At 57.1% G+C, this 16,739-nt stretch carries 13 protein-coding genes; 8 read left to right on the top strand and 5 right to left on the bottom strand.

The genetic code is table 11. The features are described from left to right. Positions 1-2: 2 nt before the first annotated feature. From ACVDHE_RS11330 to ACVDHE_RS11315, 4 genes are all read left to right on the top strand, one after another. Complete coding sequence (locus tag ACVDHE_RS11330) at positions 3-986, top strand: hydroxyacid dehydrogenase (RefSeq protein ID WP_458884640.1); 984 nt, start codon at positions 3-5, stop codon at positions 984-986. Between the two features lie 95 nt (positions 987-1,081). Then, a complete protein-coding gene (locus ACVDHE_RS11325; protein WP_418503992.1) occupies positions 1,082-2,191 on the top strand; it encodes a TRAP transporter substrate-binding protein in 1,110 nt (369 codons plus the stop codon). A gap of 44 nt (positions 2,192-2,235) precedes the next feature. Beyond that, the gene (locus ACVDHE_RS11320) at positions 2,236-2,730 is read left to right on the top strand and encodes a TRAP transporter small permease (protein ID WP_418503993.1); all 495 of its coding nucleotides are present in this window, start codon (positions 2,236-2,238) and stop codon (positions 2,728-2,730) included. Further along, a complete protein-coding gene (locus ACVDHE_RS11315) occupies positions 2,727-4,028 on the top strand; it encodes a TRAP transporter large permease (protein ID WP_458884639.1) in 1,302 nt (433 codons plus the stop codon). The genes ACVDHE_RS11320 and ACVDHE_RS11315 overlap by 4 nt, the downstream gene beginning before the upstream one ends. 155 nt (positions 4,029-4,183) lie before the next feature. Here ACVDHE_RS11315 and ACVDHE_RS11310 read toward each other — a convergent pair whose 3' ends face one another. The 5 genes from ACVDHE_RS11310 to ACVDHE_RS11290 are packed head-to-tail and all read right to left on the bottom strand — an operon-like array spanning position 4,184 to position 10,342. Then, positions 4,184-6,454, bottom strand: a complete 2,271-nt coding sequence (locus tag ACVDHE_RS11310) for an ATP-binding cassette domain-containing protein (RefSeq protein ID WP_458884638.1) — start codon at positions 6,452-6,454, stop codon at positions 4,184-4,186. Between the two features lie 18 nt (positions 6,455-6,472). Next, positions 6,473-7,855: an MATE family efflux transporter gene (locus ACVDHE_RS11305; protein ID WP_458884637.1), complete on the bottom strand. Its 1,383-nt coding sequence runs from the start codon at positions 7,853-7,855 to the stop codon at positions 6,473-6,475. Beyond that, positions 7,852-8,484 carry a DUF4125 family protein gene (locus tag ACVDHE_RS11300; protein WP_458884636.1) on the bottom strand — a complete coding sequence of 211 codons (633 nt, stop codon included), beginning with the start codon at positions 8,482-8,484 and terminating at the stop codon, positions 7,852-7,854. The genes ACVDHE_RS11305 and ACVDHE_RS11300 overlap by 4 nt, the downstream gene beginning before the upstream one ends. Positions 8,485-8,489: 5 nt before the next feature. Continuing rightward, on the bottom strand, positions 8,490-9,413 hold the full coding sequence (locus ACVDHE_RS11295) for a DUF4037 domain-containing protein (RefSeq protein ID WP_458884635.1): 924 nt from the start codon (positions 9,411-9,413) through the stop codon (positions 8,490-8,492). After that, positions 9,410-10,342: a tetratricopeptide repeat protein gene (locus ACVDHE_RS11290; protein ID WP_458884634.1), complete on the bottom strand. Its 933-nt coding sequence runs from the start codon at positions 10,340-10,342 to the stop codon at positions 9,410-9,412. Before ACVDHE_RS11290 ends, ACVDHE_RS11295 begins: the two co-directional genes overlap by 4 nt. A gap of 257 nt (positions 10,343-10,599) precedes the next feature. Between ACVDHE_RS11290 and ACVDHE_RS11285 the strand changes: the two genes are divergently transcribed. The 4 genes from ACVDHE_RS11285 (at position 10,600) to ACVDHE_RS11270 (ending at position 16,644) form a co-directional block, all read left to right on the top strand. Beyond that, positions 10,600-11,784 carry an iron-containing alcohol dehydrogenase gene (locus ACVDHE_RS11285; protein WP_458884633.1) on the top strand — a complete coding sequence of 395 codons (1,185 nt, stop codon included), beginning with the start codon at positions 10,600-10,602 and terminating at the stop codon, positions 11,782-11,784. A 483-nt stretch (positions 11,785-12,267) separates the two neighbouring features. Next, complete coding sequence (locus tag ACVDHE_RS11280) at positions 12,268-13,200, top strand: sugar phosphate isomerase/epimerase family protein (protein ID WP_458884632.1); 933 nt, start codon at positions 12,268-12,270, stop codon at positions 13,198-13,200. Between the two features lie 75 nt (positions 13,201-13,275). Next, entirely contained in the window at positions 13,276-14,778 is a 1,503-nt protein-coding gene (locus ACVDHE_RS11275; RefSeq protein ID WP_458884631.1) for an alanine/glycine:cation symporter family protein, read from the top strand. Positions 14,779-15,174: 396 nt separating this feature from the next. Then, positions 15,175-16,644 carry a sigma-54 interaction domain-containing protein gene (locus ACVDHE_RS11270; protein ID WP_458884630.1) on the top strand — a complete coding sequence of 490 codons (1,470 nt, stop codon included), beginning with the start codon at positions 15,175-15,177 and terminating at the stop codon, positions 16,642-16,644. Positions 16,645-16,739: the final 95 nt, after the last annotated feature.

Here is a 16,739-nt window from a genome sequence, read left to right as displayed (position 1 = left end):
ACATGGAACACACCGTAGTTTTGATTCACCCTACCATCCATCAAGCTGGTGTTGATTATCTCAAGGAACGCTGCAAGGTCGTAATGGCCCCCGATGGGGAAGAATCTACATTAATTCGCGTAATTAATGAAAACCAAGCGACAGGCATGATTGCCCGCCTAGAACCAATTTCCCGTCGTATCTTTGAGTCCTGTCCTACCCTGAAAGCCATCCAGGAGCCCGGCGTCGGCCTGGACAATGTAGACGTAGTCGCCGCATCCGAAAACGGAGTCATGGCCCTCAATGTCCCTGATGGAAACTATACCACCGTCAGCGAACACGCAATGCTGTTTATCCTTGCATGTGCTCAGAACTTGTTGCGAGCTGACAAGAATGTCCGTATGGGAAACTGGAGTTATCGCGACACCAACCTTCCCTGTGATGTGCAAGGCAAAAGCCTTTTGCTTATTGGTTTTGGTCGTATCGGCAAAAGTGTTGCTGAGAAGGCCCGAGTTTTTGGTATGAATATACTCGCTTATGATGCTTATGTCCCCGCCGATGTTATGGAAGCACAGGGCGTCCAAAAAGTGAACCATCTGGAAGACGGCTTGCGGGTTGCGGATTTTGTCACGCTCCATCTGCCCCTCACCGATCAGACCCGAGGCATGATGAAAGCTGCTCAATTCCGGTCCATGAAAAAGACCGCCTATATCTGCAATCTTGGACGAGGCCCCATGCTGGATGAGGGAGATCTCTACCAAGCTCTCATCAATGGGGAAATTGCAGGCGCAGCACTGGACGTGTTTGACCCGGAACCCCCTTCTAAAGATAATCCTCTGTTCCAGCTGGACAATGTAATTGTTACACCCCACACAGGTGGAGACACTCTCGAGTCCAGAAAACGGCTAGCCATTATGGCAGCCAAATCTCTACTCTCCGCCATGGACGGTCAACCGCAGAAAGCCAACTGGGCAAATTGCCGCAATATAAAGCAATTAAGGACATAATCATTAACGCCGTCGTACAGGTACACAAGCGTTCTCTTTCCCTCAACCCTGCCAACTCTTTTATCAGACAACACCCCAAAAAATGGAGGATACATATGAAAAAGTTGATTTCTTCCGTAGTAGCACTATCACTGCTGAGTGCTCTTCTCACTGGCTGCAATGTTGTCACCAATACCCCTAGCAGCACCGTATCTACCCAAACCAGTGAGTCTTCTCAGCCTGCTGAGCCACTGGAAGGCGCTTCCATTGTTCTTCGAATGAGCCATGGCGACAATGACACCAGCATGCTAGAGAATACTTGGAATGCTTATGCCCGTGTATTCAAAAAGTCTTTGGAACTGTACTCTGGCGGTGAAATGACTGTTGAAATTTTCCCCAACGATCAGCTAGGCGGCACTACTTCCTGCCTGGAGCAATGCTCACAGGGCACGCTGGATATTGCACTGTCTGCATCCGTGGGTGCCCTGTCCGGTTGGATTCCTAATGCCTGCATTTTTGACATTCCCTATCTGATTGACGATATTGACGTGTGTAACCTCGTCTGCGACGGTGAAATTCTTCAAGAATTGAGTGCGGAACTGCAAGCGGCAGCCAACATGCGGCTTTTGACCATGGTTCAAACTGATTTCCGCAATGTGGACACATGGAAAGCCCCTGTGTATTCCATTGATGATATGGCTGGTTTGAAAACCCGCGTTCAGGAACTGGACCCACACATCGCCATGGTGGAATCCTGGGGTGCCATACCTACTTCTGTCGCCTTCACAGAGTTGTATTCCGCTGCCTCTACAGGCGTCATTGACTGCTTTGAAAACTGCAATTATACCTTGTTTATGAACAATCTATACGAAACCGTCAACTATATCACTGATACGCAGCACGCCGCAAATGTCTGCGTGTGCGTCATGAATGAAGACTCGTGGAATAGCCTGACGGAAGACCAGCAGGCCATTATCGAACGCGCAGCCAGAGACGGCAAGCGCGCAACCATGGGTGTTGTTACCGCCAACAATGTCAATATCATCAATCGTCTGGAGGAAAGCGGTGTAGAGATGATCTCTCTCACCGACGAAGAACGCCAGGCTTTTAAGGACGCATGTTCCGAGCAGGTGCAGAAAATCATTGATAGCACCATTGACTCAGATTTTTATGAACAGTTTATGCGTGCCTATGCTGATGCTGAAAACATACTTGGAAGGAATTAAGCCTGTGGATCTAGCGCCAATCATGGTCTGTTAGGAGAAAGAAAATGAATACTGTAAAAAAAATACAAAAGGGCATTTCAGTTGTATCGCTCTCCCTGGCATCTGTACTGCTTGCAACGATCGCGGTAGCCGTTTTCATTTCCGTACTGGGCCGCTATGTATTTGGAACTAACACCATGTGGGTAGAACAATACACTCGTTATGCTCTGATTTGGGCGGTGTTTCTCACCGGGAACGTTTTGATTCAGCAAAACGAATTGGTCCGCGTGGATTTCTTGGATCATCTCTATCCAAAAGCATTTATAAGAGGCCGGGATATTTTCTACACAATTTTGTTTGTCGGGATTCTTGTGGTTTTGTTTTGGTATGGCTGGCTACAGGCTGTCAGCTACTGGGGTGTCGCAATTTCCGGTTTTCCCCTGGACAAATTTTGGATCTATTTAAGCGTTCCTATTGGGGCTGCACTGATGTTGATTCAATATTTTTTAAATCTCATTGTTTTGTTTTTTGAAAAGAAAGGAGGGGCAGCAGAATCATGAGTGTTGCTTTAATCACGGTTATCGCCACTTTGTTAATTTTGCTGCTGATTGGTGCACCAGTCGTCATGGCTATAGGTACCGCCGCCATGAGTTATTTTTTGGTGCAACCCGATATGCTTAGCAATTTGATTATGTACGCTCACCGCATGTTTACCGGCATGGACAGCTTCATCTACATCTGTATTCCCCTATTCATGATTTCCGGTGAATTGATGGGCCGTACAGGTCTAATGGACCGTATAGTTAGTTTTTGTAGAATATTCGTTGGAAGGCTGCGAGGTGGCGTCGCATATGTGACGATTTTAGCCAGCATGATTTTCGGCTGCATTTCCGGTTCCGGTCTTGCCTGTATTGCCGCTCTTGGTCCCATTGAAATCTCCATGATGAAAGAAGAGGGATATAAAAAAGAATTTGCTGCAGCTCTCACCGCTACCGCCGCAATTCAGGGGCCGGTTATCCCGCCGTCTATTCCCGCTGTAATGTTCGCAGGCTTGGCGTCTGTGTCAGTGGGCTCTATGTTCACCGGATGCCTGGTTCCCGGCATTCTCTTGGGCGTGGCACAGATGATTGTAGTCGCAATTATGGCAAAAAAGTATGGATTTCCCAAAAGCGACGTGCACTATTCCAAGAAAGAAGCCTTGCAGATCATTTTGAATTCCTTTGGTGCGATTTTCATGGTACTGATTGTTCTCGGCGGCATTCTCTCTGGCGTTTTCACTGCTACTGAGGCATCAGCAATCGCAGTGGTCTATGTCCTGTTGCTGGATATTCTGATGTCACATAAATTAAAGGCAGCAGACATCTGGGCAGCTCTAAAATCCACAGCCAAAGGAAGCACCTCCATTTTTTTAATCATCGGTTTTTCTTCTGTCATCAGTTGGATTCTGGCAATGGAAAGTGTTCCTATCATGATCAGCAACTGGTGTACAGCAGCAAATATTTCTCCGTATCTTCTGCTGTTTATTTTTAATGTATTCTGCCTGTTCAATGGCATGTGGATTTCAGATTCGGCCCAATTGGTACTCTTTGCTCCGATTTTTGTCCCGATTTTCTCCAGCATGGGCGTGAGCCCTGTGCATATTGGAGTGGTCATGGTAGTTAATGTCATGATCGGCATGTTGACCCCTCCCTTCGGTATGGCACTGTATACTACCGCCAGCGTCAGCGGGTGTGATCTGAAAAAAATAGTAAAGGCATCCCTGCCGTTTACTGCTGTCTGCGTAGCCATTCTTTTCATCGTCACCTATTGTCCCACGTTGACGATTGCGTTGCCGCAGTTCTTAGGTTACACCACTTGAGTTATCCATTATCATTGGGGAACGCCATAGAGGTTTCGTCCTATGGCGTTCCTCATTTCGTCTTTTGCTCCTTTTGTCGTTACATCAGGCGCAATAAAGCTGGTTGCAAAGCCGAAAAGTAAAGACTTGTCTACCCACTTTCTATGAAGGGGATATTACACTTTCTTTGCCAAATACCAGCCAGTCTCTGAACCAGAGCAGCAGAGCAATTCCTCCGGAGTTCCAGCGAACAGCACCTCGCCTCCCTGTGTTCCTCCCCCCGGACCCATGTCGATGATCCAGTCTGCGGCGGCAATCAGCTCCATGCGGTGCTCTACTACTACGACTGTATTCCCGCGACTCACCAGCCGCCGAAGCAGTCCCAGCAGCTGCTTCACATCCTGGCTGTGGAGACCGGTGGTGGGCTCATCGAGCACGTAGATATTCCCCGTCTTATGCAACTCGCTGGCCAACTTCAGCCGCTGAATCTCTCCGCCAGACAGGGTGCTGGTGGGCTGCCCCAGCGTCACATAGCCCAAGCCCACTTCCCGGAGCGCCTGGAGTGGAATTCGGATGTTCGGCTGTTCAAAGAATGCCACCGCCTGCTCCACGGTCAGCTCCATCACCTGCTCGATCGTCTTCTCCCGATAGGTATAGCTCAGGGCGGTGGGGTTATACCTCCGTCCGCCGCATTCCTCACAGCGGATGGTCACCGGGTCCGCAAACGCCACATCCGGGGTGATCTCCCCCTTCCCCTTGCAGACCGGGCAGGCGCCTTTGGAGTTGAAGCTGAACCACTGCACACTGACGCGGTTAGCTTTTGCAAACAGCTTGCGAATCTCGTCCATCACGCCGGTATATGTGGCGGGAGTGGAGCGGGAAGATGTCCCGATGGGCCTCTGATCCACCACAACGGTCCGAGGATACCGTGCCACAAATTCATGGCAAATCAGGCTGCTTTTCCCGGAACCAGCCACACCAGTCACGGCGGTAAGGACTCCCTTTGGAATGGTCACCGTCACATCCTTCAAATTGTTCAGCGCCGCATGTTCGATCCGATATCCCTCGGTCCAGGGCCGGGGACGGGTATTGATGGCATACTGCTCCCGAAGAGATGCCGCCGTCAGTGTACTGCCATCCCACAGAGCCTGCACGGACCCCTGGTAAACGATCCTTCCCCCTTGCTCGCCGGCATTCGGCCCCAGTTCGATCACATGGTCCGCCAGCTCCAGGATCTGCCGGTTGTGCTCCACCACCAGGACCGTGTTGTGGTGGTCCCTGAGTTCCAACAGCAGGTCCCCGATGCGCCTGGCGTCCGCCGGATGCAGGCCCGCCGTGGGCTCATCGAAGATATAGGTGATGTTGCTGAGACTGCTCCCCAGATGCCGCACCATTTTCAGCCGCTGCGCCTCACCACCGGAGAGCGTGTCCGTCCGGCGGGACAGGCTCAGATAGTCCAGCCCCACTCGAACCATCCGCCGCAGGCACTGGAGGAGCTGGCCGGCAATGGGCCGCCCCAGGGAATCGTCAATCTTCTCCAGAACGCGGATCAGGTCGCTGACCTGCATCTTTTCGCATTCCGCAATGTTAAAGCCGCAGATCCGGGAGGCCAGTGCCTTGGGATTCAGTCCGCTGCCGCCGCAGGTGGGGCAGGGTGAGCGCCGCATGAACCAGGCCGCCTCTTCACGGACACCGCGCTGCAGCCCGGAGATGTCGCGGTTCAGGTACAGCCGGTTGAAACGGGAGACCACACCCTCGTAGGGGAGCTTTGACACCTGTCCGGTGTTGTTGCGGGCATAGTCCATGACCAGCGGCGTGTCCGGCCCGATCCGCAGGATCTGCCACTCCTCCTCGGTGAAGTCCCGCAGCTTCTTGTCAGGGTCCAGCAGCGGGTTGTTGTAGTAGTAAAAGGACTGCCAGCTCCCTGTGGAAAACTGACTGAAGCGAATGGCCCCTTCCCGAATGGATTTCTCCCGGTCAAACATCCTCTCCTCGTCCAGCTGGACCCGCACACCCAATCCGGTACAGTCTGGACACATCCCGTGTGGATGGTTCATGGAATAGGCCATGGAGCCTCCGGCGCTGGGCCGGCCCACTCTGGAAAACAGCAGACGCAGCAGCGGCGCAACGTCCACTGCCGTCCCAACCGTGGAGCGGGCGTTGGCGCCGATGGGTTGCTGGTCCACCACCACACAAGGGGTCAGATTCCGGATGTCCTCCACCGTCGGCCGTTCGTACCGGGGCAGTCGGTTCCGCAGATACAGCGGATAGGTGGCCTGCCATTGCCGTCCGCTCTCCGTTGCAATGGTATCAAATGCAAGAGAACTCTTTCCCGATCCAGAGACACCTGCCAGCACCACCAGCTTTTCCTTTGGAATCTCCACGTCAATGTGCTTGAGGTTGTTCACACAGGCCCCTTTGATCTCGATCTGTTCTCTATTCTGCATATTCTCCCCCTTATCCTCTCAACGATGCGGACTCTCCGCCCTGCCCGCAGGTAGGCGGGCAGGCACCGACCTCCGCCGCAAAATCAACCAATAGAGAATCAGCACCAACAAAACGCACACCCAGCTCACAGGGAACGAGGCGTACACCCAGGCCACATCCACCGTGCCGACCTCCAGAAGGGAGATCCAGGCCAGACGCACTCCGCAGGTCCCCAGCAGGTTGATGACCATGGGAGCCACCGACCTTCCGTATCCCCGGATCCCGCCCATGAGGACATCGGCGATCCCCCACAGGGTATAGACGGAGGCCACGGTCCAGAGACGGTGCACACCGGCGGCGATCACCGCCGGGTCCTCGTTGTAAAGAGCGATCAGTCGACCGGACAGCGCCAGAGCCGCACCGCTCTGGGCGATGCCCAGGAGCACCGTGCAGGAAAGGCAGATGCGCATGACCCTCCCGATGCGTCCGTGCTCCCCCGCCCCCAGGTTCTGGCCGGTGAAGGTCTGGCACGCCTGCTGAAAGGCGTTCATGGAGAGGTAGAGAAAGTTCTCCACGCTCATGGCGGCGCTGCATCCCGCCATCACCACGCTGCCGTAGGCGTTGATCGCCCCCTGTATGGCGATGTTGGCGATGCTGAACAGACTGGCCTGTATCCCGGCCGGAACGCCGATGCGGGCGATCTCCCACAGGCGCCGCCGGTCCAGACACAGCTGCCTCCAGGAAAAGTGGAAGGCGTCCCGCTCCCGGGACAGCGAGCGCAGGATCAGGCCGGCACTGACCCCTTGGCTGACCACCGTGGCCAGGGCCACACCCGCCACATCCATTTCCAGGGCGATGACAAAATATAGGTTCAGTCCCAGGTTCAGCACCCCGCTCAACAGCAGAAACAGCAGCGGCCGCTGGGTGTCTCCCTTTGCCCGCAGCGCAGCCGCGCCATAGTTGTACAGCATGGTAAAGGGCGTCCCCAGGAAGTAGGTGCGGACATAGAGCAGCGCCAGAGGCCGCACATCCGCCGGGACCGACATCAGCCGCAGCGCCGCGTCGGCGGCAAGGACCCCCACGCCCCCCAGCAAAACGCCTCCGGCCAACGCCAGGGTCACGGCGGTGTGCAGCGTCCGGGAGATCTCTTGGTCGTGCCCCGTCAGTCCCAGGTAATGGGCGATGACCACATTGACGCCCACGGACGCTCCGATCAAGAGGTTGACGAACAGCGCGATGATGCTGACGGTACTGCCCACGGCGGCCAGGCTGGCATGGCCGGCGAACCGGCCCACCACCACGCTGTCCGCCGCGCTGAAGAGCATCTGCAGGATGTTGGACGCCATCAGCGGAAGGCTGAATTGCAGGATCTTGCCCAGCAGCGGACCGTGGGTCATATCGATGGAAAACCGGTCCCTCATGCTCCCAGCCCCGCCCCGGAGAGCCGCCGCTCCGCCGCCTCCAGTGAGGGATAGCCGCAACGGTCGACCGTATCCTCCAGGATCATGCGGTTCATATTCCGCCCCGCTTTCCGCAGCTTTTCCACATAGGCGGCATACAGTCTCAAAGTCTCCACGGAGTAGGTCAGAAGTTCCCCCCACAGATAGGTCTCAAAGGAGGCGGCGTTCTGACGGTCGGCGGAGCGGGAGATGCCCCGCCCCCGGCTGGCCAGTACAGGGTACTGTGCGGCCAGTTCCTCCTGCCAGAGGACATGCTCCCGGCAGATCCAGTCCGCCAGCCACTCTTTTTCCAGAGAGGGCACCGGCAAAAAGCCCCGCAGCGCGGCGTACTCTGCCGGGCTGGTCCGCTCCATCATATAGGCGTATTTCTCACACAGCAGGTTCCTTCCCTCCGTCTGAGCGCTGCGCAAATCGTCCAGATAGCTGTCCAGCATGGGCTGGTTCCAGGCATGCATCTGACTGGTACGCATCAGGCGGAAGGTCTCCCAGTCATCCTGGCAGTGGGCACGACCGCCGCAGTTCTGGACCTTGTCCATCATCTCCCATTCAATGCTCAAAATGGTCCCGATGGTCTCTTCTCTTCTCTCCATAGTCTTCATTCCTCCATCACATGGCTCTTCCGCAGAACCGGATCATGGATCCCGTCCCGCACCTTCTCCGCATGGGGCAACAAAAAGTTGTCTCCTCCCGAAGACAATCCCTGTCTCCCCAGTTCCTCCGCTGTATTCCGGCAGATCGTCTCCACCAGTTCCGCCCGCTCCGGGCCGTCCGGCGCGGCCGCCAGCGCCCCGAACCGCTCATAGGCGTCCGGCAGCCGCTCCATGTCCCGCAGTCCCCGGTGCCGCCACTTGTAAAAGGGCGCGTAGCGGCGGTTCAGCAGGTACACCGCGGACATGGCGGCGTCCGTAAAGGCCGCCAGTGCCAGCTGCGCCGCCACCGGTTCCCCCCTCCGCAGGCAGCGGGGGTAATTGTACTGTCCGGCCTGGGCCATCACCGCCAAACGGGCCGCCAGCTTTTTCCGCCGCACATCCTCCGGATAGAAGGCGAGAAGGCGCTCCCGCACTGCGGAAAACGCCCCCAGAGGGTCCTGAAACACGGCACCGTTGACTGCCGCGGCCAGGAAGGCCTCTGGCGCCCGGCGCCACTGCTCCAGTGTCTCCGGCCCGTGGGGACAGCCTGTGTAGCGGGCGTACCAGCGCGGGATGCACAGGCAGCCCACCCGGTCTGCGCCGCCGGGCGTCTGCCGCCGCGGCGGCCAGCCCTCAAACGCGGGAGGAAGGGAGCGGTAGAGCTCCTGCACCGCCGCTCCCAGCTGGGCATGGTCCGTCTCCGTCAGCCAGATGCAGAAGCCGGGCCCCCAGTCGTGGTCCCGGGAGAGGGCATCGTCAAAACCGAAGCACTCGGACCCCTCGCCCGCCAGGCCCACCGCCGCCCGCTCCAGCGCCTCCGGCAGCCGCGCCTCAAACGCGGGCAGTCCCGCGCGCTTCCAGTAAGCCCGGGCCAGCGCGAGACCGTTCACAGGGCGGCCTCCGCCCGCAGGCGCCGCAGATCCTCGGCCACCGCTCTGGCGCGGTCGCTCTCCACTCCGAACAGGCGGGTGTAGACCGCCTCTGCCCGCTCCAGCGCAGCCACCGCGCCCTCCCGGTCTCCCAGCCGCTCATAGACCCAGCGCATGTTCTGACATGTGATCCCGTATTCCTCGTTCTCACCGAAAAACCGGCGGGTATACTGGGCGGACTGCCGGTACAGCGCCAGCGCCCGCCGCAGATCCCCCTGCCCGCACAGAAACCCCGCTAAGCTGTTCAGGACCGCCGCATAGTGGACCCGCTGTTCCTCCGGGCACTTTTCATATTCCTGCAGGGCCCGGTTCACGCACAGCAGCGCCTTGTCCCGGTCCCCGGCGGCCTGATACAGCGTGGTGAGGTTGTTGTAGGTGACGGCCAACTCCGCCCGTCGGTCCCCGCGCCCTTCCAGCCGCTTCAGCGCCCGGAGCAGATAGTCGATGGCCTTTTCCAGGTCCCCGGTCTCCCGGTATACCAGAGAGAGGTTGTTCAAAACGCTGGTATAGGCGTCGCTGTCCTCCAGGCCCGCCTGCCGGTAGCACTCTATGGCCCGCAGGAAAAGACTCTCCGCCTCCGAGGCCTTGTGCAGCAGGCGGCAGGTACCCGCCATGTTGTTGAGGACAGTGGCATAGCCCCCGCTATCCCGTCCCCGCAGTTTTCTAGCCAGGTCCTCTGCCCGCCGGAACGCGGAAAGGGACTCTTCATACCGGCCCGTGCCCCGGAAAAAGGAGCCCAGCTCATTCCAGACGGCCAGTTCCAGCGCCTGGTCCGTCTCCCCTTCCGCCCGGCAGAGGCTCTCTTGCAAAAACGCCTCCACGGCCTCAGGAAATCCCTGCCGGTAAACACTGTCCAACTGTTCAAAAAAGGGACTCAGTCTCTCTTCCATACCGGCTCCTCTCTCCGAAAACCCCTAGTTTTCTACAATTAGGAATTATAAGGAAACCGCAAGCCGGATGATTTGCATAAACTCATGTGATTTTTGCCTGCCGTCGGTACCCATGTGCACGTGAGAGATTGCAAAAAACAGACGAGGTCAGGCACACTCTCCCCTCCGGTATGCCGCTATAATCTTAAGTAAGCTGAATGGTCTGTTGCCGGCTGTTCCCATGCCGCGGCCATCTCAAACACACAGGAGGTCATGTTATGGAAAATTTTGAGTTCTACAGCCCCACTTACTTTGTCTTTGGCAAGGGCACCGAAAACGAAACCGGCAAATTCGTGAAGAAGTACGGCGGCCACAAGGTGCTGATCCACTACGGCGGCGGCTCCGTGGTCCGCTCCGGCCTGCTGGACCGGGTGAAGGCCTCCCTGGACGCCGAGGGCATCCAGCACGTGGAACTGGGCGGCGTCAAGGCCAGCCCCCACAGCGATCTGGTCTATCAGGGCATCGAGCTGGCCCGGAAGGAGGGCGTGGACTTCGTCCTGCCCATCGGCGGCGGCTCCGTTATGGACTCCGCAAAGGGCATCGCCCTGGGCGCCGTCTACGACGGGGATTTCTGGGACTTCTACTGCGGCAAGGCCGGCCCCGTCACCAAGGCCCTGCCCGTCGGCTGCGTGGTCACCATCGCCGCCTCCGGCTCCGAGGGCTCCACGGACTCCGTGGTGACTCTGGTCACCGAGGACGGCAAGCAGTATAAGCGCTGCGCCGACGGCGACATCCTGCGTCCCCTGTTTGCCATCATGAACCCTGAGCTGATGATGACCCTGCCTCCCTATCAGACCGCCAGCGGCATCGCCGACATCATGGCCCACTGCATGGAGCGCTATTTCTCCCACACCAAGGAGAATGAGCTGACGGATCGGCTGCTGGAGGCCGTGATGCTGACCATGATCAAAGAGGGCAAGCGCGTCATGAAGGACCCCTCCAACTACGACGCCCGCGCCAACATCATGTGGGCCGCCATGGTGGCGCAGAACAACTCCACCGGCGTGGGCCGTGCGCAGGACTGGGGCACCCACCACATGGACAATGAGATCGGCATCCTCTACGGCGCCTCCCACGGCGCGGGCCTGGCCCTACTGTTCCCTTACTGGATGGAATACGCCATGAAGACCCAGGGACCAGAGCTGTTCGTCAAGTACGCCACCCGGGTCTGGGGCTGCCAGAACGACTTCGAACACCCGGAAGTGACCGCCAGAGAGGGTATCCAGCGGTTCCGCGACTTCATGACGGAGATCGGCATGCCCGCCACCATCAGCGAGCTGGGCGGCAAGGAGGAGGACATCCCCGTCATGGTGGAGAATATGTTCTACGGCGCTCCCAACCACGGCAACTTCGTGAAGCTGACTCCGGAGATCGCCGCGGAGATCTACAAGATGGCTCTTTGATCCCATTGCCCATATCACTTCTCTTCTTTTTCATAAACAAGGCAGTCCAGGCAACCGAAGTTGCCTGGACTGCCTTTTATTGCGCCTCAGCGAGTTTCCGCTTTGCAGGTCTTCTTCCCCAGTTTGCCGATCCGGTCAGGGCCTCCCGCCCCTCCCCCGGGCGGACCGCCGAAGGGGCAGGAACCTCTTTGCGTTTCCGCAAAATGGGCTCTGCAAAATAGCAAAATAATTTTGCACAAACCCGCCCATGGCCGCCGCTGCCGCCGTCCGCCCCGCTCTCCCCCCGTTTCTCCGTTTTGTAAAAATGACTTTGCAGTTTCTCATGTGCGTCCTCCAAACAGCCGAGGCGCAGCACATATTTTGGTGTCTTTGCACAATTACCAGGCGCAGGCTATTTTCTTTTTTGTATTGTGGCACATTTTTTGCTACATAGTGTGGCAGTTGGGCGCCCCCTGAATGACCGCAAAAAAGGAGAAAGGCATCATGAACTATGCTAAACGTAAATTCAAACTCGGCATGCACAGCTACACCCTGCACCTCAGCGGCTGCGGAGAGAGCTGGGGTTTTCAGTCCTCCGGCGAGATCCATGCGTTTGAACGGGTTTTGACGCTGGATAAGCTGATGGAATTTGCCGTGCAGGAAGGGATCGACGTTCTCCACATCACGCTGGTGGATCTTGACAACGACACCTCTCCGGAGCATCTGGCCCATGTTAAGGAGCTGTCCGAGCATCTGGGAGTGGAGCTGGAGCTGAACGTCTCTTTCAACGCTCCCTGCGATCCCCGCGTCAACACTACCATCGATCAAGCCATTGAGATCGGCCACGCTATCGGCGCGAAGCTGGTGAAGTTCAGCACCGATGTAGAGCACGGAGAAAAGTTGTCCCATTCCTGCATGAGCCCCGAGGCTATGGCGCAGTGCGCCAAGCTGGTGACGGAATTCAAAAAGAATCTGCCCCTCATCAAAAAGTACAACATGAAGATCGCCATCGAGAACCACTGCGATCTGTGGTCAGATGAGGTCATCTGGATGGTGACGCAGATCGATCATCCCCTGGTGGGAGCCTGCCTCGACACCATGAACTCCCAAAATCTGATGGAGGGCATCGCCTCCTGCATCGAGAAGATGGCGCCCTACACGTATTGCTGCCACTTCTGCGACACCAAAATCATCGTTGATCCTGACGGCGTGCACTCCTACGGCTGCACTCTGGGCGAGGGCAGCATCGATCTGGTCCGGGTCATGAACACCCTTCGCCGTGTGGCGCCTCCCGAGCTGGACACCATTGACCTGGAGATTGAAATGCCCCTGTCCATGTACACCCTAGAAGAAGGCCGGGCAGAGGAGATCAAAGCCATGCGCAAGAGCATCCAGTATCTGCATGACGTATTGGACGTCGGTGTCCGGGGACGCTAAAATAGCTCTGCGGTATACACCGATGAACCTCAGCGTCGAAAAAATAAAAGAAAAGAGTAGAGAAAGGAAAAGGCTATGGCAAACTTTATCAATACATTGAACGGCCTTGTCTGGGCGACCCCTCTGATCGCATTGACCTTCGGCGGAGCCCTGCTCTATACCATCATCCTGAAGTTCTGCAATATCAAAAACGTCAAACTGCAGTGGAAGCTACTCAAATCTGGCGGCGGCTCTCAGGAGGGCATCTCCCCCTTTGAGACCTTCTGCTCCGTCGTGGCCTACCGCGTCGCCGTGGGCAACATCGGCGGCGTGATGGTGGCCATCTTGTACGGCGGCCCCGGCGCCGTGCTCTGGATGCCCATCACGGCCCTTGTGACCTCCGCCATCTCCTACGCGGAAAACAGCCTTGGCCAGGTCTACAAGGTCCGGATGGACGGTCAGTACCGCGGCGGCCCCTACTTCTACATGGCCAACGGCATCAAGTGGAAATCCCTGGGCAAGGCCATGGCGGTCATCTTCGCCTTGTTCGCCACCATCGGTGTCCCCTTCATGGTGACCGGCCCCAGCGCCAGCAACATCTCCATGGCGTTTGAAAACAGCCTGGGCGTGGCCCCGATCATCTCCGGTATCGTGATCGCGGTCCTGCTGTTCCTGGTGATCTCCGGCGGCATCCGCCGCATCGCCTCCGTCTCCACCATTATCGTCCCCTTCATGACGGTCGGCTACCTGCTGCTGACGATCATCACCCTGGTCGGCAACGCTTCTGCCGTCCCCGACGCCATTGCCACCATCTGCACCAGTGCCTTCAACGGCAGCGCCATGTTTGGCGGAATGATCGGCGCCGCTTTCTCTTACGGCGTCAAGCGGGCAGTCAACTCCTCCGGTGCCGGTTTCGGTGAAACGCCCGCCTCTGCGGCGGCGGCTGAGACGTCTCATCCCGCCACCCAGGGTCTGGTCACGGCCTTCTCCGTGTATATCGATGTTGCCGTCTGCATCTGCTCTGGCCTAATGGCCATCGTCACCGACTGTTTCAACGTTATGGGACCTGATGGCTCCACCTATCTCCACATCGGCGAGGGCTCCGCCAAGATGGCCGAGCAGGCCGCCACCAACACCGCCGGCGTCGTGTGGGTCCAAGAGGGTGCCAATACCGCCCTGCCCATCGGCGGCATCTTAGTAGCCATTATGCTCGCCTGCTTCGCATACTCCACTTGCATCGCATATTACTACGAGGGCGAGGCCGGCCTTGCCTACCTGTTCCGAAACAAATCTGCCGAATTCCGCAATAAGCTGATTTGGATCATCCGCATTGCAATGCCCATCTTCTTTGCGCTGTGGTCCGTTGTCCCTGCCTCTACTGTATGGGCTGTCAGTGAAATCATGTTCGGTCTGATGGCTTGGTTCAATCTGATTGCCTGCATCCTGCTGATCCCCACGGTCAAAAAGGTCAATGACGACTACTTCTCGCAGCGCAAGGCCGGGGTAGATGATCCCTATTTCGATCCCAAAAAGCTGGGCATTGAAAACGCCGATATCTGGCTGGACATCAATGCTGACCGGATCAAAGCTGGAAAATAAAGCAAACGAACAAATCTTGCATGTTTAAAAACAATATCGTACAATAAATTTCAACAAACTCTGTGCGGATGAGGGGGGGGGCGCGCCATGAACTGCAAGGATATTTTTGACGTTCTGTCTCAGTGCGGCCTTGGTGCGCTCCTACTCTCCGGCGACGGAAAAATCCTGGATATCAATATGGTTGGAGACCAGCTTCTCCTCGGAAACGGTAAGCTGATTGGGAAGTATCTGAGCCGCATCGCTCCGGCCCTCTGTGAGCCTGTCGAAAAAAAGAAATACGAGAATGTCGCTTTCGGGAAATATGTGATGCGTTGTCCTGCACCCCAGGCCAGTGATCTTCCGCTCCGCGCCCAACTAGTGGCCTTCCAGGATGCCTCCGACAGCGTACAGCGGGATATGCTGCTGAGTATCGTCAATCAGAGCACAGAGGGCGTAATCCTGTGTGACGAGAAAAGCAGGATCTGCCTTCTTAACGACGCTGCAGTCAAAATGGACTCCATCGTCGCCTCCGAGGTGATCGGAGACGACATCCGAAACGTCTACTTCACCCACGATCACTCCGATCTGCTTGTTCCCACGGTCATCCGCGACAAAACGCCCATGCGAAATGTCCGCCAGTACTACACCACCCGGTACGGCCGCGATGTGGACATCGTGTCCAACAGTTTCCCGGTCCTCCGAGGGGAACAGACGCTGGGTGGGTTCAGCCTCATGGAGGACTGGGCCATGGTGGATCAGCTGCACAAGCAGATCATCGACTTGCAGGAGAAGCTGACGGATCTGACCTCCTCGGGAAACAAGCGGAGCACCAAGAGCACGCTGACCGCGAAATACCATTTTCAGGACATCACTCATGTCAGCACGGCCATGCACGACCTCATCACCCACTGCAAGCAGGCCGCGAAATCGGACTCCTCCGTGATGATCTACGGCGAGACAGGCACCGGCAAGGAATTGATCGCCCAAAGCCTGCACAACGCCAGCAAGCGGGCAAACGGCCCCTTCCTGGCCATCAACTGCGCCGCCCTGCCGGAGCCTTTGCTGGAGAGCCTTCTGTTCGGCACGGAGCGCGGCTCTTACACGGGAGCGGAATCCCGGGCAGGCCTTTTCGAACAGGCCAACCACGGCACGCTTCTGTTGGATGAGCTCAATTCCATGAACATCAGCGTCCAGTCCAAACTCCTGCGGGTGCTGCAGGACGGGATGGTCCGGCGGGTGGGCGGCGTCTCCGAGACCCACGTGGACGTGCGGGTGCTCTCCAGCATCAATGTCCCGCCGTATCAGGCCATTGCGGAGGGAAATCTCCGCCAGGATCTGTTTTACCGTCTGGGCGTGGTGAACATCACCGTTCCGCCCCTGCGGGAACGGCGGGAGGACATTCCCCTGCTGGCCAAGCAGTTCATCATGGAGTTCAACAAAAAGCTGGGCAAAAACGTCTCCAACCTGCATCTGGACACCCTGAATCTGTTTCAGGAGTACCAGTGGCCCGGCAATGTGCGGGAGTTTCAGCACGTGATCGAGCACGCCATGAACATCATCCCCGCCGACTGCTCCGTGCTCACGCCGGAATACATCTTCATGCCGGCGGTCGTCCAACATCCTCCGGCGGCAAGCAGAACTCCGCTCCCGGGCACCCCTCAGATGCCGAAAAAGCGCGCTCCAGCGGAGGAGGTCTCCCTGAACGGTCATATGCAGAATGTGGAGCGGGAGGCGATCTGCAAGGTCCTTCAGGCCTGCGGCGGCAACGTGACCAAGGCCGCGAAGCTGCTGAAAATGAGCCGCCAAAGCCTACAGTACCGCATCAAGCGCTATCAGATCGACCTCCAGGAGCTGATGCGGGATGCTTTCCAAAATCTGGATTTTTAATGAATGCCTTTCCCTTTCACTGTGCGTGAAAACGCACACTTCCTTAAAGGAAGAGAGCTGATGCCGACACATCAGCTCTCTTCCGCATTTTTTCT

Source organism: Dysosmobacter sp. Phy (assembly GCF_054476235.1).
Note: the sequence above shows the minus strand (reverse complement) of the source record. Positions and strands in the feature narration are given on the sequence as shown.

Bases quoted from the DNA above. Each gene is read 5' to 3' on its own strand.
- ACVDHE_RS11330 (WP_458884640.1), top strand. From the start codon at position 3: ATGGAACACACCGTAGTTTTGATTCACCCTACCATCCATCAAGCTGGT.
- ACVDHE_RS11325 (WP_418503992.1), top strand. From the start codon at position 1,082: ATGAAAAAGTTGATTTCTTCCGTAGTAGCACTATCACTGCTGAGTGCT.
- ACVDHE_RS11320 (WP_418503993.1), top strand. From the start codon at position 2,236: ATGAATACTGTAAAAAAAATACAAAAGGGCATTTCAGTTGTATCGCTC.
- ACVDHE_RS11315 (WP_458884639.1), top strand. From the start codon at position 2,727: ATGAGTGTTGCTTTAATCACGGTTATCGCCACTTTGTTAATTTTGCTG.
- ACVDHE_RS11310 (WP_458884638.1), bottom strand. From the start codon at position 6,454: ATGCAGAATAGAGAACAGATCGAGATCAAAGGGGCCTGTGTGAACAAC.
- ACVDHE_RS11305 (WP_458884637.1), bottom strand. From the start codon at position 7,855: ATGAGGGACCGGTTTTCCATCGATATGACCCACGGTCCGCTGCTGGGC.
- ACVDHE_RS11300 (WP_458884636.1), bottom strand. From the start codon at position 8,484: ATGGAGAGAAGAGAAGAGACCATCGGGACCATTTTGAGCATTGAATGG.
- ACVDHE_RS11290 (WP_458884634.1), bottom strand. From the start codon at position 10,342: ATGGAAGAGAGACTGAGTCCCTTTTTTGAACAGTTGGACAGTGTTTAC.
- ACVDHE_RS11285 (WP_458884633.1), top strand. From the start codon at position 10,600: ATGGAAAATTTTGAGTTCTACAGCCCCACTTACTTTGTCTTTGGCAAG.
- ACVDHE_RS11280 (WP_458884632.1), top strand. From the start codon at position 12,268: ATGAACTATGCTAAACGTAAATTCAAACTCGGCATGCACAGCTACACC.
- ACVDHE_RS11275 (WP_458884631.1), top strand. From the start codon at position 13,276: ATGGCAAACTTTATCAATACATTGAACGGCCTTGTCTGGGCGACCCCT.
- ACVDHE_RS11270 (WP_458884630.1), top strand. From the start codon at position 15,175: ATGCTGCTGAGTATCGTCAATCAGAGCACAGAGGGCGTAATCCTGTGT.